24 protein-coding genes are annotated in these 24,373 nt (G+C 68.1%); 8 read left to right on the top strand and 16 right to left on the bottom strand.

The annotated features are described in order from the left end of the window. Positions 1–217 precede the first annotated feature (217 nt). On the top strand, positions 218–1,915 hold the full coding sequence (locus tag N0B31_RS08460; RefSeq protein ID WP_260643429.1) for an acyl-CoA carboxylase subunit beta: 1,698 nt from the start codon (positions 218–220) through the stop codon (positions 1,913–1,915). A 116-nt stretch (positions 1,916–2,031) separates the two neighbouring features. On the opposite strand, the gene N0B31_RS08465 is transcribed toward N0B31_RS08460, so the two are convergent. The 8 genes from N0B31_RS08465 to N0B31_RS08500 form a co-directional block, all read right to left on the bottom strand. Further along, complete coding sequence (locus N0B31_RS08465; protein WP_260643430.1) at positions 2,032–2,688, bottom strand: helix-turn-helix domain-containing protein; 657 nt, start codon at positions 2,686–2,688, stop codon at positions 2,032–2,034. A 106-nt stretch (positions 2,689–2,794) separates the two neighbouring features. Further along, positions 2,795–4,234 carry a DASH family cryptochrome gene (locus N0B31_RS08470; protein ID WP_260643431.1) on the bottom strand — a complete coding sequence of 480 codons (1,440 nt, stop codon included), beginning with the start codon at positions 4,232–4,234 and terminating at the stop codon, positions 2,795–2,797. 72 nt (positions 4,235–4,306) lie between these two features. Then, positions 4,307–4,699: a secondary thiamine-phosphate synthase enzyme YjbQ gene (locus tag N0B31_RS08475; RefSeq protein WP_260643432.1), complete on the bottom strand. Its 393-nt coding sequence runs from the start codon at positions 4,697–4,699 to the stop codon at positions 4,307–4,309. After that, positions 4,689–5,294 (bottom strand): DUF7344 domain-containing protein, encoded by a 606-nt coding sequence (locus N0B31_RS08480; RefSeq protein WP_260643433.1) that lies wholly within the window; start codon positions 5,292–5,294, stop codon positions 4,689–4,691. The genes N0B31_RS08475 and N0B31_RS08480 overlap by 11 nt, the downstream gene beginning before the upstream one ends. A gap of 115 nt (positions 5,295–5,409) precedes the next feature. Continuing rightward, positions 5,410–7,410 carry a SpoVR family protein gene (locus N0B31_RS08485; protein ID WP_260643434.1) on the bottom strand — a complete coding sequence of 667 codons (2,001 nt, stop codon included), beginning with the start codon at positions 7,408–7,410 and terminating at the stop codon, positions 5,410–5,412. After that, positions 7,407–8,735 (bottom strand): YeaH/YhbH family protein, encoded by a 1,329-nt coding sequence (locus tag N0B31_RS08490; RefSeq protein WP_260643435.1) that lies wholly within the window; start codon positions 8,733–8,735, stop codon positions 7,407–7,409. Before N0B31_RS08490 ends, N0B31_RS08485 begins: the two co-directional genes overlap by 4 nt. Then, the gene (locus N0B31_RS08495; protein WP_260643436.1) at positions 8,726–11,008 is read right to left on the bottom strand and encodes a PrkA family serine protein kinase; all 2,283 of its coding nucleotides are present in this window, start codon (positions 11,006–11,008) and stop codon (positions 8,726–8,728) included. Before N0B31_RS08495 ends, N0B31_RS08490 begins: the two co-directional genes overlap by 10 nt. Position 11,009: 1 nt before the next feature. Next, positions 11,010–13,085: a PrkA family serine protein kinase gene (locus N0B31_RS08500; RefSeq protein ID WP_260643437.1), complete on the bottom strand. Its 2,076-nt coding sequence runs from the start codon at positions 13,083–13,085 to the stop codon at positions 11,010–11,012. Positions 13,086–13,481: 396 nt separating this feature from the next. Here N0B31_RS08500 and N0B31_RS08505 point away from each other — a divergent pair, with 396 nt between their 5' ends. The 4 genes from N0B31_RS08505 (at position 13,482) to N0B31_RS08520 (ending at position 15,506) form a co-directional block, all read left to right on the top strand. Beyond that, positions 13,482–13,883, top strand: a complete 402-nt coding sequence (locus N0B31_RS08505; RefSeq protein ID WP_260643438.1) for a DUF5820 family protein — start codon at positions 13,482–13,484, stop codon at positions 13,881–13,883. A gap of 87 nt (positions 13,884–13,970) precedes the next feature. Then, positions 13,971–14,420, top strand: coding sequence for a UPF0179 family protein (locus tag N0B31_RS08510; RefSeq protein ID WP_260643439.1), 450 nt, complete (start codon positions 13,971–13,973; stop codon positions 14,418–14,420). Between the two features lie 49 nt (positions 14,421–14,469). Then, positions 14,470–14,667, top strand: a complete 198-nt coding sequence (locus tag N0B31_RS08515; RefSeq protein ID WP_260643440.1) for a hypothetical protein — start codon at positions 14,470–14,472, stop codon at positions 14,665–14,667. A gap of 47 nt (positions 14,668–14,714) precedes the next feature. Then, the gene (locus tag N0B31_RS08520) at positions 14,715–15,506 is read left to right on the top strand and encodes an SDR family NAD(P)-dependent oxidoreductase (protein WP_260643441.1); all 792 of its coding nucleotides are present in this window, start codon (positions 14,715–14,717) and stop codon (positions 15,504–15,506) included. Between the two features lie 30 nt (positions 15,507–15,536). Here N0B31_RS08520 and N0B31_RS08525 read toward each other — a convergent pair whose 3' ends face one another. The 4 genes from N0B31_RS08525 to N0B31_RS08540 all read right to left on the bottom strand — a co-directional run bounded on the left by N0B31_RS08525 (position 15,537) and on the right by N0B31_RS08540 (position 19,336). Then, entirely contained in the window at positions 15,537–16,343 is an 807-nt protein-coding gene (locus N0B31_RS08525; protein ID WP_260643442.1) for a M14 family metallopeptidase, read from the bottom strand. Between the two features lie 31 nt (positions 16,344–16,374). After that, positions 16,375–16,605, bottom strand: coding sequence for a hypothetical protein (locus N0B31_RS08530; protein ID WP_260643443.1), 231 nt, complete (start codon positions 16,603–16,605; stop codon positions 16,375–16,377). Between the two features lie 76 nt (positions 16,606–16,681). Continuing rightward, entirely contained in the window at positions 16,682–18,025 is a 1,344-nt protein-coding gene (locus N0B31_RS08535; protein WP_260643444.1) for a class-III pyridoxal-phosphate-dependent aminotransferase, read from the bottom strand. Between the two features lie 60 nt (positions 18,026–18,085). Continuing rightward, the gene (locus N0B31_RS08540) at positions 18,086–19,336 is read right to left on the bottom strand and encodes an MgtC/SapB family protein (protein WP_260643445.1); all 1,251 of its coding nucleotides are present in this window, start codon (positions 19,334–19,336) and stop codon (positions 18,086–18,088) included. Between the two features lie 90 nt (positions 19,337–19,426). Between N0B31_RS08540 and N0B31_RS08545 the strand changes: the two genes are divergently transcribed. Continuing rightward, positions 19,427–20,692: an AI-2E family transporter gene (locus N0B31_RS08545; RefSeq protein ID WP_260643446.1), complete on the top strand. Its 1,266-nt coding sequence runs from the start codon at positions 19,427–19,429 to the stop codon at positions 20,690–20,692. Here N0B31_RS08545 and N0B31_RS08550 read toward each other — a convergent pair whose 3' ends face one another. The 3 genes from N0B31_RS08550 to N0B31_RS08560 form a co-directional block, all read right to left on the bottom strand. Beyond that, positions 20,693–20,956 carry a hypothetical protein gene (locus N0B31_RS08550; protein WP_260643447.1) on the bottom strand — a complete coding sequence of 88 codons (264 nt, stop codon included), beginning with the start codon at positions 20,954–20,956 and terminating at the stop codon, positions 20,693–20,695. 37 nt (positions 20,957–20,993) lie between these two features. Continuing rightward, a complete protein-coding gene (gene psmB / locus N0B31_RS08555) occupies positions 20,994–21,707 on the bottom strand; it encodes an archaeal proteasome endopeptidase complex subunit beta (RefSeq protein WP_260643448.1) in 714 nt (237 codons plus the stop codon). A gap of 71 nt (positions 21,708–21,778) precedes the next feature. Next, positions 21,779–21,961, bottom strand: coding sequence for a hypothetical protein (locus tag N0B31_RS08560; RefSeq protein ID WP_260643449.1), 183 nt, complete (start codon positions 21,959–21,961; stop codon positions 21,779–21,781). A 309-nt stretch (positions 21,962–22,270) separates the two neighbouring features. On the opposite strand from N0B31_RS08560, the gene N0B31_RS08565 reads away from it, so the two are divergent. Both N0B31_RS08565 and N0B31_RS08570 read left to right on the top strand, forming a co-directional pair. Beyond that, complete coding sequence (locus tag N0B31_RS08565) at positions 22,271–22,624, top strand: DUF555 domain-containing protein (RefSeq protein WP_260643450.1); 354 nt, start codon at positions 22,271–22,273, stop codon at positions 22,622–22,624. A gap of 54 nt (positions 22,625–22,678) precedes the next feature. Beyond that, positions 22,679–23,227: a CBS domain-containing protein gene (locus N0B31_RS08570; RefSeq protein WP_260643451.1), complete on the top strand. Its 549-nt coding sequence runs from the start codon at positions 22,679–22,681 to the stop codon at positions 23,225–23,227. 144 nt (positions 23,228–23,371) lie between these two features. Here the strand turns inward: N0B31_RS08570 and purM are convergent, their stop codons facing one another. Then, entirely contained in the window at positions 23,372–24,370 is a 999-nt protein-coding gene (gene purM / locus N0B31_RS08575; protein WP_260643452.1) for a phosphoribosylformylglycinamidine cyclo-ligase, read from the bottom strand. Between the last annotated feature and the right edge of the window lie 3 nt (positions 24,371–24,373).

Below are 24,373 nucleotides of genomic sequence, written 5' to 3' on the forward strand. Positions count from 1 at the left end.
CACGGGTGTGGAGATGTACGTCGACAGCGCACAGGATACCCACCCGTTCGCGGGGCTCTCCGGCCTCGCGCGCGATCCTCGAGAGGAGAGCCCCTCGACGGGGCATCGGCACGGCTGGGGGCCACCCACAACTATTTGTGAAGTGCTGAGGTATCACGACCCATACAGCCCGTGGAAACTCTCAACTCCGACCGAGTTTCACGGGGCAGTCGCAACCATGGAGATACACATCGACGACGCCGACGAGGAGGTGGCACAGGCCATCGCGACGGCCATCGCGGAGCACCTCGGGACGACCGTGGAACTGAAGTCCCGTGACGGCCGGGAACTCGCGAACGCCGGCGAGGACTGGGACGAGGAGGGGAGCGTCGTCACGGACCGAGAGGAGGAACTGCGTGAGGAGATCGAGACCATCCTCTCGGGCGGCCCCCCGCGCGGCCACGAGAAGATCGAGGACCTCGGGAAGCTGTTCGTCCGCGAGCGACTCGACGCCATCTTCGACGAGATCGCCTACGAGGACGGCACCTTCGCCCGTTACGGCGAGGACGACGAACTCCCGGCCGACGGGCTCCTCACGGGCGTGGGCATCGTCGACGGCCGGAAGGTTGCGTTCACCGCCAACGACTACACCGTCAAGGCGGGGTCGCTCGGGCAGATGGGCGTCGAGAAGGTCATCCGCATCCAGGAGCGCGCGATGGACCTCGGCATCCCCATGTTGCGGCTCGTCGACTCCACGGGGGCCCGCCTCAACGCCGAGGAGCGCGAGCCCGGCGACACCCACATGGACCGCTACCGCGGGGGCAAGATGTTCTACAACCAGTGTCGGCTCTCCGGGAAGGTCCCCCAGATCGGCGTCCTCTACGGCCCGAACGTGGCCGGGAGTGCCTACACGCCCGTCTTCTGTGACTTCCTCGTCATGGTGGAGGACATCGCCGGGATGGCCATCGCCTCGCCCCGCATCGTCGGCGCGATGACCGGCGAGCAGATCGACATGCAGGGCCTCGGCGGCCCGGAGGTCCACGCCAAGCACTCCGGCAGCGCCGACGTGGTCGTCCCCGACGAACAGGCGGCCACCGAGACCGTCCGCGAACTGCTCGGCCTGCTCCCGCAGAACTACCGGCACGACCCGCCCGCGACCACCCCGAAGCCCCCGGCGAAGAATCCGAAGGGCCTCGACGCCGTCATCCCCGAGGAGCCAAACAGGGCCTACGACGTCCACGAGGTCATCGACCGGGTCGTCGACCGCGAGAGCTTCCTCGAACTCAAGCCCGAGTTCGCGCCCGAACTGGTGACGGGACTGGCCCGCATCGACGGTGAGGTCGTGGGCATCGTCGCCAACCAGCCCGACCACGTCTCCGGCGCCATCTTCCCCGACTCGGCCGACAAGGGCGCCGGCTTCGTCTGGACCTGCGACGCCTACAACATCCCGCTGGTCTACCTCTGCGACACGCCGGGCTACATGATCGGCTCGCAGGTCGAGAAGGAGGGCGTGCTGCGGAAGGGCCGGAAGTTCATCTACGCCACCTCGAACGCACAGGTCCCGAAGTTCTGCGTCATCACCCGCAAGGCCTACGGTGCGGGCATCTACGCGATGGCCGGCCCCTCGTTCGGCCCGGACGCCACGCTCGCGCTCCCGTCGGCCGAGATATCCGTGATGGGACCGGACGCCGCCGTCCACGCCCTGTTCGGCCGCCAGCTCGAGGAGATGGACGGCGAGACGCGGGCGGCCTTCCTCGAGTCGGCGAAGGCCGAGTTCGAGCAGTACGTCGACATCCGCAAGCAGGCGGCGACGATGCAGGTCGACGAACTCCTGCCGGCGGGCGACCTGCGCGACCAGCTCGTGCGGCGGCTGGCGACGTTCCGGGGGAAGGAGCGGGACGACGTGGACCGGCACCACGGGACCGTCTTCTTCTGAACCTTTCTCTCGTCGGGTGCGCTCGACCGCGACCGCACAGCGACAGCACCGCGACCGCGTGCTCTGTGGCGTGTAGCTAATCGAATTTCGACAGGGGAGCAACCGCGCCGGCGGAGCTAGCCCCGCACCAGCGACGAGAGCACCCGCGATTCCGCCTTGCGCAGGTGTTCGTCGACCGTCGAGGGCGCACACTCCAGCCGGTCGGCGATGTCCTCGTGGGTCGTCTGACGCGGGATCTCGTAGTACCCGAGGTCCACCGCCGTGCGGAACACCTCCAGTTGCCGGTCGGTCAGCGTCGAGAGCATGTCGGTCCGGTTGGGCTGGTACTGGCCCACCTGTTCGACGTCGATCTGGACGCTGTCGGGCAACTGTTCGACGGCCTGCTGGAGCATCTCGTGGGTGCCGACGACGGTCGTCTGGATGCCCCCGCGACCGGTGAACTCGATGGGCGTGTCGACCATCAGCGCGAACCGCTGGGTGAGCGCCATCAGCGTCCCCGCGGGGTCCCCCGGGAGGACGTGGAGGTAGAGGTGGAACCGCTCGTCCCTGACGTCGAGCATGTCCCAGTCGACCACGTACTCGCTCGCCTCGAGTTCCTCGGGCAGCCCCTCCGGGTCACCCAGGATACGATAGAGCATCACCCCGGTGCCGTCGGCCAGCGCGTCGACGTGCATCAGCGCCTCCCGTGTCAGTGCCGGATGCTCGGCGACGATACGGTCCGCCGGATGGATGGCGCCGTCCTCCGGTGTCAGGGTGAAATCGAAGTACCTCATCGGCTCGAGGGGGTTCCTCAGGACAGTCATACTTGCATGAACGAATATGTGTTTCGACTGTGTCAGCAGTCCGGCCGAGCACAACGGTTAAACGCCGGAATCGCCCTCAGCGCATCTCGTCGTACCGCGCGTCGATGTCCAGCATCGGGGACGGGTAGTCCAGTCCGAGCTGGACGCCGTACCCCGCCTGTTCGTCCTCGCTCATCCGCCACGGGTGGTGTGCGTACGCGGGCGGCAGCGGCTCCAGCTCCGGCAGCCAGTGCTTCACGTACGCGGCCTCGCCGTCGTACCGCTCGGCCTGCCCAGGGACGTAGAAGTAGTTGTCACGCGAGTCGTTGCCGACGCCCGCCTGGTACGCCCAGTTCCCCCAGTTCGAGGCCACGTCGTAGTCCACCAGCCGCGACTCGAAGTACGCCGCCCCCATGCGCCAGTCGACCTGCAGGAGGTCGGCGAGGAACGACGCGACGTTCTGCCGCCCCCGGTTGGACATGTAGCCCGTCTCGTTCAGCTCGCGCATGTTCGCGTCGACGAACGGGAGCCCCGTCTCGCCCGCCGCCCACGTCTCGAACGCCTCGCGGGCGTCCGGCCCGGTCCGCCAGTCCTTCTCCACCCCGCGGATGCCGTCGCGGTGGAAGAACTCGGCACCGTGTTCGAGGAACTGGAACTGGAAGAAGTCCCGCCAGAGCAGTTCGAACACGAGCCAGTAGGTGTCCTCGTTCGAGACCCGTTCGTCCTCGTAGCGCTTCACCTCCTCGTAGACGTACCGCGGCGAGAGACACCCGTGGGCCAGCCACGCCGAGAGCTTCGAGGAGAAGTCCGGGCCGAGCAGGCCGTTACGCGTCTGCTTGTACTCGCGCAGGTGGTCGCCCTCCCAGAAGTACGCCTCGACGCGGGCCTTCCCAGCCGACTCGCCGCCCTCGAACGGGAGGACCGCCCGGTCGTCCACCTCGTGGGCCTCGACCCCCAGCTCTTCGAGCGTCGGCACGGCCGTCCCGTCCGCGTCGAGTTCGGGCGTCGGCACTGACGAGGGCGTCGCCAGCGTCTCCCTGACCGAGGCACCCCGCTCGACGGACTTGCGCCACGGCGTGTACGTATCCTGCATCTCGTCGACCGGGTCCGGCAGGTCGTGCAGGTGATACAGCGTGTGGGTCCACGACCGTTCGAGCGGGATCTCGGCCTCGGCGAGCTGGGCACGGACCGTGTTCTCGGTCGTGAGCTCCTCCGTCCCCGCCTTCGTCTGGCAGTGGACGGCGTCCGCGTCGAACGTCGCCGCGACGTCGGGGACTACCGCCTCCGGTTCGCCGTGGCGCACGAGGAGGTCACCGCCCAGCTCGCGCAGCGACTCGCGGAGGTCCAGCACGGACTCCCGGCGGAACCGCGCCCAGTGTGGCCCCTTCTTGCGGAGTCCGAACATCCCCTCGGCGTACTGCCGGGGGTCGAAGGTGTAGAGCGGCACCACCTCGTCGTGGTGGTGCGCGGCCAGCGCGAGGGGTTCGTTGTCGTGGACCCGCAGGTCGTCGCGGAACCAGACGACGGCTCTCGACATGCATCCAACTACGGCGGCGGCGCCTTTAGCGGGTGAGGAAGCGGAAACGCGGACGGGCGGCGGAGCGGAGGGTCAGTATCGGACCTCGGCCGTCCGGGTCCGCGGGCCGTCACACTCCACCAGCAACACCGACTGCCAGGTGCCGAGGTCGAGCGACCCGTCGGTCACCGGGAGCGTCTCGCTCGGACCGAGCAGGAGTGCTCGGAGGTGCGAGTCGGCGTTCCCGTCGAGTTCGTCGTGGGCCCATCCCTCGTCGGCCACCGTCTCACGGAGGAACGTCTCCACGTCGCCGAGGAGTCGCGATTCGGCCTCGTTGACGACGACACCGCACGTGGTGTGGCGGACGAACACCGTGCAGGTGCCCGTCGCGTCCGCGGGGAGCGCCGCTTCGACCCGGTCGGTCACGTCGAGGAGCTGGAGTCGACGCTCCGTCTCGACCGAGAACGTGGTCCCGTCAGTCGTCATCGTCGTCTCGCCCCCCGTCGGTCTCGGCGTCACGACGCTCCCCGCTGGACGCGAGGCCCTGGATGCGCGAGAAGATGAGCCGGTCCTGCTGGTCGTACACCTGATAGGTTGCAGAGAGCATCATCACGACGAAGAAGCCGCTGGCGAGGACGGTGATGCCGAGGGCGGCCACGCCGGGCACCCCCAGCAACACCGCGAGCGTCGTCAGCATCCCGAGGAGACCGAGCGCGAAGTAGTACTCCCCCCACGAGAGCCCGTACTTCGGCACCACGTCCATGTACACCTCCACCTCGCGCATCTTGTTCTGGAGGCGCACCTCCTTGGCGTCGGAGTCGTAGACGACGATGCCGAGGTCGTCGAGTTTCGGGAGGTGCGTCTGGTGGAGCGAGACGTACACCGACTGGCGCTTGTTGCGCGGCGGTGGGTCCTCGTCCGTCTCCAGCGTCGCCACCGCCTCGGAGAGATCACGGACCGACATGACCCCGCCCTCCGCCTCGCGGAGACAGTCGAGACTCAGGCGTCGCCGGTCGTTCCGGAGGACGTCGTGGATCTCGGCGGCGTCGAGTTCGGTCTCCCTCCGCCGCGGCGGATCCATGCGGTTGGACACGTCGAGACCTAGCGGAGCGACGACCAATAAACTACCTATCGTTCCGAAAACCAAGAGCGTCGAACCACGATACGAACGCCAGAGAGGCCGTCAGACGGCGGTTTCAGGCGAGCCACTCCTCGGGCTTCGTGTCGTAGTCCACGTCGGTTGCGGCGATGTCCTCGACCTCCTCCCACGGGAGGTCCTCCACCTCGAAGCGCTCCCCGTCGAACCGGACGAGCTTCCCCCGCTCCTCCGGCGTGGGTTCGCGGTCGCGTCGGCGCGCCACCTCGATGTCGTGGTCGTCGACCTCCTTAACGATGGTCTTGAGGTTGACCGGGCGCCCCCAGAGTTCGAACACCCGCTCGAGCGTCTGCTGGGCCTGCCGGATGTCCAGCATCACCCCGTTGTAGTGGTGCGCCAACAGCAGCTCGTTGCGGTTCTCGTAGTTCGCGTCCAACACCGTGACGGTGGGCTTCCCGAAGTTGGTGAACCGCAGCATCAGTTTCTTCTTCACGTCCTCGTAGTCCACCGACGTGACCCGGTAGTCACGCGTCGTGTGGGTGTACTCGTAGGTGAAGTAGTCGTTCTCGTCGACGAACTCCTGCGTGAGGAACTCGTCGAGGAACGTGATGTCGTTGTGGCTCTCGCGGATCTCACGCATCCGGTCCCAGCCACGCGAGCGGTCGACGTCCGCGACGGCCTCGGCCACGGTCTCGTACCGATCCACCTCGAACAGATAGCGGGCGGTCCGCTCGAGCTCGTTCTTCGAGACCCGTTTCAGGAACCCGCGGTGCTGGCGTCGCACGAGCGAGTAGTGTCGTTCACACAGCCCCTCGTAGGTCAGGACCTTCCACGGGTACGCCGCGACGTCTATCTCGCCCGCCTTCGCCGCAGCGAGCGCCTCCGCGTCCACCCGCGGGTCCGCCGGGTCGAGCCGGTCCAGCGTCTCCGGCGTGACCCCGGCGATGGCCGGGTCCGGCTCCAGCCCGTCGAGGACCTCGTCGAGGTCGACCGTCTCGTGGAAGTTCCGCCACGTCACGCCGTCGACGCGGAGCAGTCGCTCGATCACCTCGCGGCGGTTCGTGTAGTTCTCGATGTACTCCCACAGCTCCATCCCCAGTTTGTAGGGGTTCAGCCCGGGCGACCCGAGCACGCGAGCCATGTGGTCGGCGTACGAGAGGAACTCGTCGTCACCGGCGAACCGCTCGTCGGTCATCATCAACGACTCCCAGTAGGCCGCCCACCCCTCGTTCATCACCTTCGTCATCTTCTGGGGAGCGAAGTAGTACGCCTCCTTGCGGAGTATCTCGAGGACGTCGCGCTGCCACTCCTCGAACTCGACGGCCTTCTCCGCCTCCTCGTCGTACTGCATCCCGTGGGCCCGCAGGAACGCCAGCACGTCCTTCTCGGGGTCGGCCGGGAAGGTGATGGTCCCGTCCTCGGCCGTCTGGGCCTCGAACCACTCGTCGTCGAACACCTCGCGGCGGACCTCCTCGGAGAGCTTCAGTTTCCCGAGGCGCTCCTCCACGTCGGCCCGGTCCGGTGGGTCGGCGGTCCACTCCTCGGCGGTCGTGAACGGCTGGTGCTGGTCGATGTTGTCCTCGAGGCAGAGCACGTGGTCGATCCACGCCTCCACGTCCTCGCGGTCGATGTCCGGGTCGTTCATGTACTCCCGGATGGTCTCGGCGTGGCGCTCCAGCATCGCGGCGGCGTCCGGGTTCTCGCTGAAGAGGTTGAACCACTCGTTGTTCTTGAAGAAGTCAGCGTGGGCCTCGACGTGGGTGATGACGGCCTTCTGGTCGGCCATCTCGTTGGACTCCTGCAGGAACGCGTGGCTGGGGTTGTCGTTGTTGACGATCTCGAACGCCTTGCCCCCGAGGAACTGGCCCTGTTTCTGCTGGCGGTCGTACTGCATCCCCCACCGCCAGTGGGGGTACCGGTGCTGGAACCCGCCGTAGGCGATGAGTTCGTTCATCTCGTCGAAGTCGACGATCCAGTAGTTCACCGGGAACGGGTCGAGCCCGAGCTTCCGGGCGAGGGCGTTCGCCTCGCGGACCGGTTCCTCCAGTCCCGCGGCGATGCGCTGTCTCCGTGCTCGTTCGGCGTCTGACTTGCTGCTCATGCTTCTATCGCCTCCTGCTCGCGCGAGAGGATGGTGTAGATGGCGTCGACCACGTCCTCCGGCGAGGAGACGTAGGCGACCGCCACGTTCGACTCACGCCCGAAGTGGCTCTCCACCTCCTCGGCGTGGGTCGCGTTGATGGCGTTGCCCGAGGGCTGGGTCTCCACGTAGGCGTGGAGGTTCGCGGGTATCTCCTCCATCTTCGGGATGACCCGCTCCTCGGTGTCGTTCGAGGAGTTCTCGGAGTCGCCAGCCGCGAACACGTAGCGGTTCCACTCGCTCCACGGGTAGCGCTCCTCGAGGATGGCCGCGGCGAGGTCGTACGCGCTACTGATGCGGGTCCCTCCGCCGGAGCGGATGCCGAAGAACTCCTCGCGTTCGACCTCCCACGCCTCCGCGTCGTGGGCGATGTAGACGAACTCCGCGTTGTCGTACTTGCCCGTCAGGTACCAGTCCAGCGGCGTGAAGGTGCGCTCGACGAGCTCGCGCTTCTTCTCGCGCATGCTCCCCGAGACGTCGCGGATGTTCACGACGACGACGTTCTTCTCGCGCTCCTCGATGATCTCGGGGTAGCGGTAGCGCTCGTCCTCCCGCCTGAACGGCACCTCCTTGATGCCCTCCCGTCGGATGCGTGCCGCGGTCGACTCCTGTTCGACGTTCGCCTCCATCTGTTCGATGGACTCCCACGTGCCGAGTTCGTCGCTCGGGACGTCGTCGTACGCGTCCTCGATCCACGGGCGCGAGACTGGGATGTGGTTCTCGCGGGCCCACTCGTACACCTTCTGTGGCCCCCAGCCGTCGATCTTCAGCGCCTCGCGGACGTACTCCTCGTCGAAGTCCATCGCGAGCTTGCGCTTCAGCCCCTCCTTGAACAGGCGCTCGAAGTCGAGCGTCGAGGCCGGCCCAGTCCGGGTCAGGTCGGTGTAGTCGCCCTCCTTCTCCTCGACGACCTTCTTGCCCTTCGGTTCGAGGTCGAGCCCGAGTTCCTCGTCCAGTTCCTGGGCGAACTCCTCGGGGTCCATCTCGTAGTACTCGTGCTCGCCACCCTCCTCGCCCGGCTGGCCCTCCTCGTCGCCGTCACCCGGTTGCGGCTGTGGCTGGCCGACCGGCTGGCCCACGTCGGGCGTGCCGCCCTGCCCCTGTCCGACCCCGCCCATGTCGCGCTGGTCGTACTCGAACGAGGGCAGGTCGACGATCTTGATCGGGATGCGCACCTCGTCGGGCAGCGACTGGCCGAGGTCGCCGTACTGGATGAACTCGGCGAGGTCCTGCCGCCGCTCCTCGCCGACGATGCGGTACCGCTCGAGGTCCTCTCTCAGTCCCATCTGTAACTCACCTGGCTCATGACGTGTCGGCTGGTCAGTTCGGCCGAGGCCGGACTGTAGTCGAACAGCTCCTGCATGTTCCGGAGCGTGAACTCCTTCACGGTCTCCGTCTCCGTGCCGCTGGGCGGGTCGTCCCACTGGCTCGGCTCGAAGTCCTCGAACGCCCGCCGGACGTCGTCCCAGTCGTGGCTCCCGAGCACCGTCTCGATGACGGGGATCTCCTTGACGTTCACGTCGCTGACCCGGAACTCCTCGTCGCGGTTCCGCCACGCGTGGCGGTTGAGAGCGGTGACGACCTTCTCGCGGCGGAACTCCTCCACGCCCTCGTCGGGCACGGAGCCGTCGTAGTCGTCCTCGTCGAACCGGCCGAGGTGCTCCACCTCGAACACCTTCATCTTCAGCGGGTCGGGCTGTTCGGACTCACCGCGGTCGTTCTCGATGGTCTCGCCTTCGACCCACGCGTAGACGTGCTCGATGTACTCCTCGACGGTGGCCTCGTCGACCCGCTTGTCGCGCATGATTGCCTCGAGGACGTCCTGTTCCTGTCGGCCGAACACGTAGTTCTTCACCGGCACGAGGCGGTTCTCGAACTCCGTCCGCTCGGACGGCGAGAACACCGGCGCGTCGCCGAGACGCTCGGCCATCGCGTTCAGCACGTCGCGGGGCATGATGACGTTCTCCACGTCGAGGTCGGGGTGGTGGCGGTCCTGCGTCTCGTTCAGCAGGTCGGCGACGATGTCGCGCGTGTAGGTGACGGGGATGCCGGCCTCCCCGTCGGCCGCGTCGTCGTCGAAGTCGAACTCGTCTTTCTCGCGGCGCTCGTCGCCGTCCTGCAGGTAGCCCCGGTCGAAGATGACGGCCTTGTCGACGAGGTCCAGCCCCGGTGGCAGGTCCTCGCCGTCGAGTCGCGAGACGACGGCGTAGAGCGCGGCCGCCTCGATGGCGTGGGGGGCGAGCTCCCGCTCGCGGACGTTCCGGTGGGCGTCACGGACCGCGATGGTCACCGGCTCGCGAATCTTCGCCGACACCTCGTCGTAGCCGCCGGCCTCCCACACCGGCGTGTCGTTCGTGAGTTCCCGGCGGACGAGTTCCGTCTCCAGCGAGAGGTTCGTCAGGTACGTGAACTCGTGTTTGTCGAGCCGCCGTTTGAGGGCCTTCAGCGGGTCCGAACCCGCCCGCTCGGCGTGCTGGTTCAGCCGTGCCTCGAGGTCCGGGTTCGAGATGATGATCATCTGGGTGTCGATGTCCATCCCGATACCCTTGTCCAGTTTCACGCTCCCCTCGTCGGGGACGTTCAGCAGTTTCTGGAGCAGGTCGGCGTGCTGGGCGGCGTCCTCGACGATGGTCAGCAGGCCGTTGCCCTGCGAGAGCACGCCGTCGTAACTGAACGCCTGCGGGTTCTTCCGACCCCGGCTGTTCAGTTGCTGGAGCATCCCGTGCATCCACGACCCGACGAGTCGCTCCTTCGGGGAGCCGTCGTCCTCGGAGTGGAGCACGCCGATGCCCTGTCCGAGATCCGCGACGTAGTTCTTCACGCGGAGGTGCTGCGGGTCCGTCACCTTCGAGAACAGGTCGCCGGCGTTGCGCCGGCGGTACTGCTCCTCGAGGTAGTCGTAGGCCTCCCGCGAGAAGGGGTCGAGGCGCCCCTCGACGTGGACCGGGATGTGGTCGTCGAGCCGCTCGTTCAGCTCCGCGAGCAGGTCCCGACGGACCTCCTCGGGGAACACCGTCAGCGGGTGGACCTGCACGGGCGAGCCGTACCAGTCGTCCTCGTCCTCGACGGGCACGTCGCCGTAGGTCATCCCGGCGCCGGTGTCAGACGCGCCGGCGATGTTCCACTCCACGGTGTAGCGCCGGCCCGCCTCGGTCTTCGAGTACTCCCGCAGCCCGTTGATGAGACACCGCTTCAGTTCGGACTTCCCCGTGGCGGTCGGCCCGTCGAGCCAGATGATCTTCTCGTCCTTCCCGCGCCGGGCCGCGATGGAGCGCAGGTCGTCGACGAAGGAGTTGAGCACCTCCGTGTTGCCGAGGATGGCGTGCTCGCCGTCGTTGTGCGGGTCGTCGAAGAAGCGGTAGCGCTCCTTCTCCTCGCCCTCCTCGACGACGGTACGGGTGCCGGCGGCCTCGATGGCTTCGAGCAGGTACTTCGAGGCGTGGCTGGCGAGTGCCGGCCGCTCCAGCACGAGGTCCACGTACTCCGAGAGGCTCATCGGCGGCTCGTAGGTGTCCTGCAGCGAGTCGTCCGCCCGCTTCAGGTAGTCCTCACCGGTCATCTCAGTCGTCGCCTTCCATCTCCGTCTTGGCGACCTCGGCGCCGGCGAACTCGAGGACCTCCTTCGCACCGTCCTCGGAGTAGTGCTGGTCGGTCAGCGCCTGGATCCACGAGGAGCGCTGGTCGTCGTCCATCTCCCCGCTCGACACCAGGGCGGAGAAGTTGATGTTGTGCTTCTTGTCCTCCCAGAGCTTGCGCTCCAGCGCCCGGCGCAGCCGGTCGTTGTCCTGCGGGTTGAACGAGGTCCCCTCGCGGGCACGCCGCGAGACCCAGTTCGACACCTCCTGTCGGAAGTCGTCCTTGCGGTCCTCGGGGATGTTGAGCTTCTCCTCGACGTCGCGCAGGAACTTCTCGTCCGGGTCCTGCTCGCGGCCCGTGATGTCGTCCTCGACGGTGTCGTCGTCGATGTAGGCCATCACGTGGTCCATGTACTTCTCGCCCTGCCGCTGGATCTCGTCGACGTCGTAGGCCAGCGCGTGGCGCACGTCCTCGATGGCCCGCTCCTTGTACTCCTCACGGACGAGTTCGAGGTAGCGGTAGTACGTCTCGAAGTTCTCCTCCGGGATGGAGCCGTGGTTCTCGAGGTTCTCCTCCAGGTGGTTGAACGTCGTCAGCGGCGAGAGGAACCGCCGGCCGCGGTGCATCGAGTCCATGATGGCCTCGGCGATCTCGTCGCCGATGAAGCGGGGCGAGACGCCGTCCATCCCCTCGCCGAGGTCGGTGGTCTCGGCGGCCTCCTCGCGGAGTTTCTTCACGTCCACGTCGTCGGCCTCGTCGACCTCGCCGTTGTACGCCTTGGCCTTCTGGACGACGCTGACCTGCCCGCCGTCCGGTTCCTCGATACGGGTCAGGACGCCGAACAGCCCCGCCATCTCCAGGGTGTGGGGTTCGACGTGGATGTCCGGGACGTCGGCGTTCCGGAGCATCTTCTCGTAGATGCGCGCCTCCTCCTCGTACTGGAGGACGTACGGGAAGTCGATGCGCTTCGTGCGGTCGTTGAACGCCTCCATCTTCTCGTCGCCCTTCTTGTCCCGGTACTCGGGCATGTTCGTCCGGCCGACGATGACCTGGTCGATGTCGATACGGGGGTTGTTCTTCGGCTTGATGGTCTGTTCCTGCGTGGCGTGCAGGAAGTCGTAGAGGAACTCGCGCTGGAGCTTCAGCAGCTCCTCGCCCGAGAAGATACCGCGGTTCGCGTTGCAGAACGCCCCGCTGTAGTCGAACGCACGGGGGTCGGACTCGCCGTAGACGGCGATCTTCGAGTAGTTGACGTCGCCGGTCAGTTCGGTCTCGTCCTGGTTCTTCTTGTCCTTCGGCTCGAACGTCTCGACACACTGGCGCTTGTTCTCGTCGGCGACCAGCCGGATGACCTCGACGTGGTTCTCCAGCACCTGCTGCAGGTCGTCGTCGTAGTGTTCGAGCAGGCGGTCCATGTAGAACTCGCTGGCCGGGTCGAGCGACTGCTCGTTCCGGATGGTGTAGGGCGCGTCGTGGCGCTCGTTCATCCCTTCGAGGACGCGGTCACGCTGTTCCTGCGGGACCAGGACGAGGGGGTCCTGGTTCATCGGCGAGCGGACCACGTCGTCGGCCGGGTCCTGGTCGCGGATGACGTCACAGAGGTTCGTCCAGCGGAACGTGTACATCCGGCCGTCGTCCCGGAGCGTGTAGTCCTCGAAGTAGGTGCGGACCTGCCGGTCGAACTCGGACTTCCCGGAGCCGACCGGGCCGAGGAGCAGTTTGATGCGCTTCTCCGGCCCGAGACCGCGGGCACCCGACTTCACCTTGTTGACGAACTCGTGGATACTCTCGTGTATCGACCGGCCGTAGAACGTGTTCTCGCCGCCGTTCAGCGGATCCTCGCTCGCCAGCAGGTACTCCACCACGCCGGCGTCTTCGTCGTACTCCGTGCCGTAGAAGTCGAACATGTCCGCGACGCGCTGGTGCGCGTTGCGGGCGATGCGTGGGTGTTCGTACAGTTCCTCGAGGTACCAGTCGAACGTCCGTGTCTCGCGGAGGTCCGCCGGTATCGAACTCCGGTACTCCTTGCTCAGTTCTTCGAGCGTTTCCATGTCACTCATGCTTTACGTGCCCCCGGGAAGCGGGGACTGGGGGACGGCCACGCGGCCGCAGTTCCAGTGGCGAGGGACCCGCCCCGTCGCTCACGGGTGAGGCGAGCGGCGTGACGAGTCCATCGTGTGCCATGTCTGAACGTACCACCCTCGAGACTGTCCCGACCCGTCGAGGGAAGTCGACGGGAGGACGGCAGGGGCGGCGTCGTACAGGTGGGGCGTGCCACCGATACTATATTGTGTGTGAGGGATGGACCCGTATAAGCCTTTGTCCGAGTCCCTGCCGAGAGTCGCAGACGGCGGGCCGTTTGGTCCTCGAGACACTCTCGAACGCGGGAATCCCGACCACCGCCCGACCACCGCCCGACCACGCGACTGAAACCGTCCCGCCTCCAACACCGGTGTATGCTCACCGACGCGGAACGCGAGTCGCTCCCCGAGGGCTGGCGGGTCTGGAACGCCGACGACACCCGGCTGATACTCGCCTACCGACCCGACGTGTTCGACGGCGCTGGCTTCGACCCGGCCTGTATGCCCACGGTCTACCTGACCCGTGGCCGGAAGACGAAGCGGCCCGAGGGCAACCGCAACCTGCCGCCCGACGCGCCGTGGACGGTCACCCTGTTCCTCGAACCGGACGTGAGCACCGACCCCGAGTTCCACGACGGCCGCGAGCCGGCCGTCGAAGCGGCGCTCTCGCTGGCGGCGTCGTTCGCCGCCGGCGAGCTGGACTACCGCGACCTCTACCAGCTCCCGCGAGAGACGTACCTCGACGAACTGGACAGGTTGACAGGACGGGCCGACTGAACGACGGCCCGGCTGGCTGGACCGCCCGAGCGGGCCACCCCCGCGTGCGACGCAGGTGTTAACACCGTCACCGGCGAACCACCGGGTATGTCCAAGGTCACGCTCATCGGCAAGCGCCTCGCCGAACCCGGCGTCGAGTTCACGTACGGGGGCGAGTCGAGCGCCTGCGAGGGCTGTCCCTACCGGGACCAGTGTCTCAACCTCACGGCGGGCCACCGCTACCGGGTGACGAGCGTCCGCGAGAACACGCAGACCCTCGACTGCGCGGTCCACGACGTGGGCGTGCAGGCCGTCGAGGTCGAGCCGGCGCCAGTCCTCGCCAACGTCGCCAGCAAGGGGGCCTACGCCGGGTCGAAAGCCTCGCTCGAGGGGCCGTGTCCCTACACCGAGTGCCCGAGCCACGCCTACTGCGAGCCCGCAGGCGCCGAGTTCGACGAGTCCTACCAGATAACCGAGGTGCTGGGCGACCCACCACACGACTACTGCATGCTGGGCCGTGACCTGACGCTCGTGGAGTTCGCCGCGCACGACGAGTAGCCACGTCTGGAACCGACAGGTAGAACCGGGCGCTCCCACACCGCCCACCGTGTCCCCCGCTGCGACCAGATTCCAGCTCTGTGGCATCGCCCTGATACTGTTCGCTGGCCTCCGCGACCTGCAGGTGGCGGTCTACGGCTACGGCGACCCCGGCGAGGTCGGCGTGTACATCGCCACGACCGGTGCGCTGATGCCCGTCTCCGGGCTCGTCTTCCCAGTGCTGACCGGGACGTCGGCGGACGACTGAGCCGTCCCGACCACACACTTACGTCACTCACCCGCACACCGCGAGGTATGCCAGTCGACCCACTCGACGGCGTCGTGGCGTTCGTCACCGGCGCGAGCAGGGGCATCGGACGGGAGATCGCGGTCACCTTCGCCGAACAGGGCGCCGACGTGGCCTGCACGGCCCGGAGCGAGGACGCCATCGAGGAGACGGCCGAGATGGTCCGCGACGAGGGGGGCGAGGCCATCGCCGTCCCCGTCGACGTGACCGACGAAGCGGCCGTCGAGGCCGCCGTCGAACGGACTGTCGAGGAACTCGGCGGGCTCGACTGTGTCGTCAACAACGCCGGCGCGACCGGGGAGGTGGAGCCGGTCCACCGACTCGACCCCGAGGCGTTCACCGAGACGCAGGCCGTGAACGTGACGGGCGCGATGACCTGCGTGAAACACGCCGCCGGGCACCTCCGCGAGAGCGACCGCGGGAGCGTCGTCAACATCGCCTCCATCGGCGGGAAGCGGCCGTACCCGAACCGGGCGCCATACGCCGCCTCGAAGATGGCGCTCGTCGGACTCACGCGGACGCTGGCGTTCGAACTCGGGCACGACGACGTGACCGTGAACGCCGTCCTCCCCGGGCCGGTCGCGGGCGACCGCATCGAGGAGGTGATGGAGGCGCAGGCCCGCCTCGCCGACGTGGAGGACGCACACCCCGTCTCGTTCGGGGAGAACGACTTCGCGCTGCCGAACTACGTCGTCGAGGCGCGGGAGGTGGCCGAGCAGGTGGCCCACCTCGCCGGGCCACACGCACGACACGTCACCGCGCAGGAACTGGGTGTCGACGGTGGGGGGACCTGGTACTGAGGCGAGGGACGGCCCCCGGAGGGGCGTGACTCAGTCGTCGGCGTGCTGCGAGTCGGCGCCCAGCCGGCCACACAGGGTACCGGTGTAGCCGAACACGTCCTCGTAGCCGTAGGCGCTCATCAGGATGGGGTAGAACGGCTCGTCGGCCTCCAGTGGCTCCCCGTCGGCGGCGGCGAACCGCTGGCCGGCGTCCACCCGTTCGAAGTTCTCGACGAACACCTCGAAGCGCTCGCCCCCGATCTTCGGGACGGCAGGGCCGAGTTCGAAGACGGGCACCTCGTCGTTCCCGTGTGGCTCGCCCGGGAGCGCACCCATCGCGGCGAGGAACTCCCGGCAGAGCGTGTAGCCGTTCTCGGCCGCCTGGTCGCTCCCCTGCATCCCACACTCCACCTCGATGACGTCCGGCTGCTCGATGAGGCGCCCCTCGCTGAAGCTCCCCGTCTCCACGAGGGCGTCCACCGACAGGTACGGGACGACGGCTCTGGCGAGCGCGTCCAGCGTGTTGCACAGCGCGAACGGCCGGGCGTACGACTGCGTCGAGTGCATCGAGAACACCGTCAGCCCCCGCAGTTCGTGCCAGAGGTCGTGGGCCAGCCGTCTCTCGTGTGTCTCCGCGTCCGGGTCGCCCGGGAACGCCCGGTTCAGGTCCTCGTCGACGTACCGGAGGTTCCGTGACAGTGCCTCCTCGTTGGCGACGACGAGCTTGACCGGTCGCTCGACCGGTGGTTCCTCCCGGAGGAGCGCCTCGATGGCACGCGGGCCACACGGCTCGTCGCCGTGGATGCCGCCCACGATGGCCAACTCCGGCTCGCCCTCCCCCAGCTGCTCGACTCGCATCTGGACGGCCTTCGCCGTCGAACCCTATCAGTCACCCGCTTTGAACTGCGCCGTCAACCCGGGCGGTCAGCGTCACCTCGAGCTCCGTGCCGCAGTGGGTGCAGACCCCAGTCGAGAGGATCTCGCGCAACAACTGGTCGCGGAAGCACGTCGGACACGACACCCCCAGCATCGGCCCCGGGAGGAATTGGAACGTGTTGTCGGCGTCGAGTGTGAACGACTGCCGGTCGGGCCGAACGTCCGCCGTCGGGTCCTGTGCCATGCCCACTGGTACCTCGGTACAGTATCTATAGTTGCTGCCGGAATCGGCCCGCCGGTGCGAGTGGTCCGGCGTCCGCTCAGGCGGCGTCCTCGATGGCGGCCGCGAGGAGGTCGACTCCCATCGTTATCTCGCGTTCGGTCACGTCGAGCGGCGGCAAGACCCGGAGCGTCCGGGTCCCACAGCCGAGCGTGAGCAGGCCACGCTGGACGGCGGCGTCGACCACGTCGTCGCGGCGCTGCTTGCTGTCGAACTCGACGGCGAGCATCAGCCCCTTGCCACGGGCGTCGAGGACGTTGGGGAGCTCGCGCTCACCGAGCAGTTCGAGGAACAGGTCGCCCATCGCGGTGGCGTTCGCCAGCAGGTCGTGGTCGTGGATGGCCTCGATGGTGAGTGCACCCTGCATCGCGTCGGCGATGTCGCCGGCCCCCCACGTCGAGGAGAGCCGGGACGTCTCGGTGGGGAAGGTCTCGGAACTGGCGACGGTCGCGCCCACCCGGAGCCCCTTCGCCGCGCAGACGACGTCCGGGTCGAGCGGGTAGTCGTCGACGGCCCAGAACTCGCCCGTGCGGCCCATCCCGGACTGGATCTCGTCGGCGATGACGAGGAAGCCGTGTTCCTCGCGTAGCGCCGCGAGTTCCTCGACGAACGCGTCGCTCGGGAAGCGGTAGCCTCCCTCGCCCTGCACGGGTTCGAGTATGAGGTAGGCCACGTCGGCCGGGTCGACGTACCCCGACTCTGGGTCGAGCATCCGCCGGAGCTGTGACGGGGTCTCGGCGTTCGGGAAGAAGCCACACGAACAGGTCGCCCGGGTACACGCCCGGTCGTCGCAGTACGGCACCTCGTGGATCCCGTGGATCTCTGGGAACCGCCGACGGTACACCTCCTTCGAGCGGTTGAGCGAGAGTGCCCCGAGCGTCCGGCCGTGGAACGCCCCCTCGAACGTGACGCCGTACTTGCCGTGCGACGCGTCGTAACACACCTTCATCGCGTTCTCGACGGCCTCGGCGCCGGAGTTCGAGAGGAAGACCGTGTCGAGCCCGTAGCGCTCGGTGGTCTCGGTCAGGAGGTCCATCAACTCCGCGGGACCGGGGTAGGCCGGTTCGGTCGGGTCACCAGCCGAGAGGTAGAAGTCCTGACCCGCGATCTTGAGCGGGTCCACCAGGTCGAACTCGGCCATCCGGTCGAGGATCTTCGGATTGTTGTAGCCGAGCGGGGCCGCACCGACGTGGGAGGTGAAATCGAGGAGGACGTTGCTGTCCACGTCGGTGACGAAGGGGCCGGCGGCGTCGGCCAGCGTGTCCCAGACGAACTCGTAGACGTAGGTGGAGGGCGCGGCGAACCGGTGGTGGTACTCGACCCGCTGTTCGGCCTTCGGGCCGGGGAACGAGTCGACTGAGACGGTCGCTGTAGCACGGTCCATGGCCCGCCGTAGGCCGGTGGGTGCCTTAAGAATCGGTGGTGTCCCGTCGATAATTGCCGGTCAGAGCAGTGCCACGGCCGTGACGGCCCCGGCGACGGTGAGCAACGCGGCGCTCCACCCGGCCACCCGGAGGCCGAACGCGCGTTCAGGCGCGAGCATCGTGAGTCCCACCTTGACGCCGATGGAGGCACCGGTGGCGAGCAACACGGCGAGGACGGCCGCCCCCGCGTCGACGGTACCGGCGCGGTAGAGCAGGACCGCCGAGGTCGTGGCACCGGCCGAGGAGACGAGGCCGGTGAGCGCCGCCGTCGCCAGCAGCCCCGCGGTACCGAAGGTGGCCTGTGCCAGTCCGCCGGCGACCACCACCCCGAGGAACAGCCCCCCGAAACCCAGCGCATAGCGGAGGGTGAACGGCGACTCGAGTTCCAGCGCCACCGACTCCGAGCGGTCGGCGACCAGCGCCGCGACGGCGACGCTCCCGGCGACGACGACGCCGAGCGGCAGGGCCACCCCGAACAGCGGACCGGCCGAGAGCGTGAACGCGAGGACGATGCCGAGGTTGCGCAGCGCCATCGCGGCGTTCGCCAGCAACACCGCCGCCAGTGCGTAGTCGGTCGCGGCCGGCCGCCGCCTGACGTGCTCCAGCATCGACCCCACCACGGCCGTCGAGGAGGCCAGCCCTCCGAAGAACCCCGTCACGGCGATGCCGCGCGAGCCGTAGTTCTGGACGACGGCGTAGTTCACGATGCCGATGGCGGCGACGAACACGACGATGGCCCAGACGGCCCGTGGCTCGACGGCCACCGTCTCACCCGCGACGCGGAGTGTCGTCTCGCCGGCCGGCAACAGCGGGTAGCCCACGAACGCGAGGACGGCGAACTCGCTCGCCGCCCGGACCTCCTCGCGCGAGAGGGCGTCGGCGAGGCCGTGGAGTTCCCGCTTCAGGACGAGGACGAGCGCCGACCCGACGGCGACGGTCACCCCCTCGAGCAGCAGGCCGGCCCCGACGAGGACGCCCACCGCGTAGGCGACGAGCAGGGTTGCGGCGGTGGTCAGCGAGAGGCCCCGCTCCTCGGCGAGGAGACCCCGCACGGTGAGCGCCACGCCCATCGCCACGGTGAGGAGGCCGCCGACCACCAGCAACCCCGGCCGGTCCAGCGTCTCGAACGCCGCGCCCAGCAGGGCCACCAGCGACAGCGTGCGGACGCCGGCGTCCTTCTCGGACCACTCCCGTTCGAGACCGAGGAAGAGCCCGAGCGCTCCGGCGAGCACGAGGCGAACCACCTGCGTGTCCAGGCCGGCGTACGACATGTGACATATATTGCCGAATATAGCAAAGTAGGTTCCGCTCCCTCCACCACCGGCCCCCCTACTTATTGCGGTGCCGACGAACCGCGCACTATGGACCTCGAGTGGGAGCGGTCCCGGTACGCGTGGGTGCTCGTCGGCATGGCCGTCGCCCTCACTATCGGGTTCGTCGTCTACTCGTTCGTTGGCACCATCGTGTTCGGCGTCTTCCTCTACTACGCCAGCCGTCCAGTGTACAAGCGGCTGTGCAGACGCATCGGCAACCGGGCGGTGGCCGCGACGCTGTCGATATTCGTGCTGGCGCTCCCGGTGTTGCTCCTGCTCGGCTACGCCATCGCGATCGCCCTCCAGGAGTTCGACCGGCTCTCCCGGACGGCCGATCTGGGGGCACTCGAGACGGCCCTGCAACCGTACCTCGACGTCGCCGGCGTCGTCGACGACCCCACGAGCATCCTGAACGACCCGAACGTCGCCGACTCGCTCCAGCCCCTCCTCGACACCGTGCTCTCCTCGCTGGGGCTGGTCGGCAACGGCCTGCTCCACGCGTTCATCGTCTTCGCGCTCGCGTACTACCTCCTGAAGGACGGCGCGCGCCTCCGCCGCTGGTTCGAGCGACGGTTCGCCGACGCCGACGGCGTGCTCAACGCGTACCTGACCGCCGTCGACCGCGACCTCCACCGCGTGTTCTCGGGCAACATCGCCAACGCGCTGTTCACGGCCGTGCTGGGCGCGTTCGCGTACAACGTCCTCGTCTCGTTCACACCGCCGGCCGCGGCCATCCCCTACCCGACGCTGTTCGGGCTGCTGGCCGGCGCCGCGTCGCTCGTCCCCGTCGTCGGGATGAAACTGGTCTACGTCCCCGTTGCCGGCTACCTCGCGGGTGTCCAGTACCTCTCGGCCGACCCCATCTGGTGGCCCGTCGTCGCGTTCGTGCTCCTGTCGTTCGTCGTCGTCGACACCATCCCGGACCTCATCATCCGGCCGCTCATCTCCGGCGGGAGTCCCTCCGCCCGCGTCGACCGCACGCCCCCGTTCGTCCACCTCTCGCTGAACGGCGAGGGAGGCCTCCACGTCGGCCTCATCATGTTCGCGTACATCTTCGGACCCATCCTGTTCGGTTGGTACGGCCTGTTCCTCGGCCCGATGGCGCTGGTCGCCATCACCCACTTCGCGAAACTGGTGCTGCCGGAACTGCTCGCCGGCGAACGCATCGTCCCCGTCGCCGTCGACCCCGGCGCGCTCGCGAACGAACCGCCGGTCGAGTCGCCGGCCGACCCGCCCACTGACGACCCGCCGGTGGACACCGAGAACCGACCCGACAATCACGACCCCGCGGGGACCGACCCCGCCGACGACTGACTACCCCGGCGGGGACTCCAGTTCCGTCCCGTCGCGGGGACAGTACGCGAACGACGGGTCGCGCGTCTCGAACCCGCAGACCGGACAGGTTCGGCGCTCGGGCCGCGACTCCGGTTCCCCGCGACCCCGGAACAGGAAGGGGACCAGCGGGAGGAACAGGAACAGCAGGAACGTATCGAAGTAGTACCACGCGGCGACGCTGACGACGAGGCTCAGGGCGAGACCGACGAGCGCCGTCAGGGTGCGCGAGGAGAGCGAGACCATCGGCTACGGGGCGGTGAGAACGGGAGGAGTCGCCCGGTCAGAGGACCTCGTCGAAATCCTTGTGGCCCTGGATGCCGACGCCCTCGCTCGTCACCTCGGCGAGGAATACGCCGTTACCGGAGCCGGTATCACGCTCGACGGCGGCCTTGATACCGGCCGCGGCGACCCGCTTGGCCTCCTCGTTGGACATGTCGTCCTCGTAGAGCCGCTCGAGGGTACCGTACGCCACGGTCAGCCCGGAGCCGGTGATGGTGTAGTCGTCCTCCATCACACCCCCGGCGGGGTCGATGGAGTAGACGTGGTGACCCTCGTCGTCGACGCCGCCGAGGATGGGGTTGATGGCGAAGAACGGGCCGCCGCGAGCGAAGTTACCCGCGAGCGTCGCCAGCGCGCCGATGCTGATGTCCTCGCCGCGGCGCGCCTCGTAGAGGTTCGCCTCGGCACGGAGCGAGCGGATGAACGACTGCGCGCCCCCGACGCTGCCGACGAGCGTGAGCGCGGCGTTCGGGTGGATCTGCTCGACCTTCTGGACGTTCTTGTTGGAGACGAAGCGGCCACCCAGCGAGGCGCGCATGTCCGTGGCGATGACGACCCCCTCGGCGGTGGTGATGCCGATGGTCGTCGTCCCGGTGGAGTTGACCTTCTCGAGGTCCTTCTCCGAGACGTCCGGGAGCGTGCCGAGCTCCGGCTCGTAGGGCGACGAGTCGAAGTCACGACCGGTCCGTGGCAGGGAGAAATCTGTCTCGTGCATTACCAGCCGGTACACGCGAGGCGCTGATAAAACCCACCTTTCCGGGCAGTCCGCAGGACCGTCCGGGCCGCTCAGCGGTCCTCGACCGGACCGGCGGCCGTGTACGCCGCGCCGAGTCGCTGGACGACTCGGCCCACCGGCAGCGACACCCCGACCCGACGCGCCAGCAGCGCGACGGGGAGGAGCGCGATGCCGAGGAGGATGCTCAGCTGGTACAGGGCGAGGACGCCTGCGCGGTAGACTGCGGTTGCCATCTGCGTTCACCGGGGCGAGTCCGTACCCCAGTATAAGCTTTCCTCCCCGCTTCGCGTCTGTGATAACGTGTCACGCCCCGCCGACCCCGCCGCCGGCTTGCGATTCAACTGGACTTGTGGCGACCCCAACCGCGGTGAGTCGACCGGCCACGGTGGCGGTCCTTCCCCGTGAGGGGCGGGACGCTTCGCTGTAAGTTACAGGAATACTCGTGGTGGCGTACGCCGACGTGCCCGCGGGGACGCTCCGTGCGGAGTGGCCCGACGGGGACGAATCGGAAGGCACGTGGGGGCGGCCGCCCCACGACCGGTATGAGCAACTACCTCGTCGGCATGGAGGCCGCGTGGCTCGTGCGTGACGTCGAGAACATCGACGACGCCATCGGCGTCGCCGTCAGTTCCGCCGGTCGGCGCCTGAACGAGAAGGACCTGGAGTACGTGGACGTGGACATCGGCGCCACCCGGTGTCCCTACTGTGGTGAGGACTTCGACTCGGGGTACATCGCGGCCGACACCGCTCTCGTCGGCCTCGTCCTCGAGATGAAGGTGTTCAACGCCGACTCGAAGGAACACGCCCAGCGCATCGCCAAGAGCGAGATCGGCGGGGCCCTCCGAAACGTCCCGCTGAAGGTGCTGGAGACGTTCGAACTCGAGGACGACGAGTAGCGCACCCGGCCCCGGTCGGTACCTTTTTCAATTACCCAGAGTTATCGCCGGAGCATGAAGCTCCCGACGTCTGCGGACCTTCGCGAGCGCCGGAACGACCTGGGGTTGACCCAGAGCGAACTGGCGGACATGGCGGACGTCTCCCAGCCGCTCATCGCGCGCATCGAGGGCGGCGACGTGGACCCACGACTCTCGACGCTCCGGCGTATCGTCGAGGCGCTGGACGAGGCCGAGGGCGAGATCAAACGGGCCGGCGACATCATGCACGAGGACGTCACCTTCGTGCGCGAGGACGACGCCGTCGCCGCCGCCATCGACCTGATGGGCGAGGAGGGGTTCTCCCAACTGCCGGTCGTGGACGCCGGCGGCACACCGGTCGGCATCGTCTCGAACTCCGACATCCGCAAGCACCGCGAGGAGCACGACCTCGAGGAGCTCCCGGTCAGCGCGGTGATGAACGAGACCATCACCACCGTCAGCCCGGACGCCACGCTCGACGAGGTGAACAACTACCTCAACTACAACAAGGCCGTCATCGTCAAGCAGAACGGCGAGGTCATCGGCATCGTCACCGAGGCCGACGTGGCCTCGCACCTGTCCTGAGGTTCACGTAGGATCCCGCGCCAGACCGCCCGTGCGATAGACAGCGCCACACGGCGCGAGCGTGGCCGTGAGGCCGACCGGGAGACCGAGACGAGTGCGACACACCGCCGTGTGCCAGCCGCGAGTGTCGCCTGTTCGCCAGTCCTACAGCGAGAGCCCGCGGATCGCCACCTCGTCGCCGGCCTCGACCGTGCCGACGACGCGCCCGTCTTCGGTCGCCTCGACCAGCTCTTCGGCATCCGCCGGCGCCACCGCGGCGACGAACCCCGTCCCCATGTTGAACGTCCGGTGCATCTCCTCGGCCGCGACGTTCCCTTCCCCGGCGACGAACTCGAACACGGAGTGCGCCTCGAACGGGTCGGTCACGTCGTAGCGGAACTGCCCCATCCGCGAGAGGTTCGTCCACCCGCCGCCGGTGACGTGCGCGCAGGCGTGAGTCTCCACGGCGTGGAGCGCCGGCAGGAGGTCCGTGTAGATGCGCGTCGGCTCCAGCAGCGCCTCGCCGACCGTCTCGTAGTCGTCGTACGGGTACGGGTCGGTGTACTCGTGGGCCTTCGTCGCCGCCTTGCGGGCGAGTGTCAGGCCGTTCGAGTGGATACCAGACGACGGGAACCCGACGAGCGTATCACCCACCTCGGCCTCGCCCGCGAACGTCTCGTCCGGTTCTGCGAGGCCGGCGCAGGTGCCCGCGAGGTCGAGTCCACGCACGACCTCGGGCATCACGGCCGTCTCGCCGCCGACGAGTTCGATGTCGGCGCGGTCCGCCCCCTCACGGAGTCCCTCGCCGACCTGTTCGGCGACGGCGTCGTCGGGTGACTCGACCGCGAGGTAGTCGACGAACGCGACGGGCGTCACGCCGCCCGCGACGAGGTCGTTGACGTTCATCGCGATGCAGTCGATGCCGATGGTGGAGTAGTCGCCGAGCGCCTCGGCGACCAGCAGCTTGGTGCCGACGCCGTCGGCGGCGAGCGCGAGGTAGCGGTCGCCGATGTCGAGCAGGCCGGCGAAGTCGCCCTCGAACTCGCCGACGGCGGAGACCAGCGCCGAGGTGGCGGCCTCGCTCGCGTCGATGTCGACACCCGCGCCGGCGTAGGTCATCCCCTCCTCGTCCTCGCTCGCCTCGTCAGCGTGGTCCTCGGTCATACC

The sequence above is a fragment of the Salinirubellus salinus genome (assembly GCF_025231485.1).
Classification (GTDB): Archaea; Halobacteriota; Halobacteria; order Halobacteriales; family Haloarculaceae; genus Salinirubellus; species Salinirubellus salinus.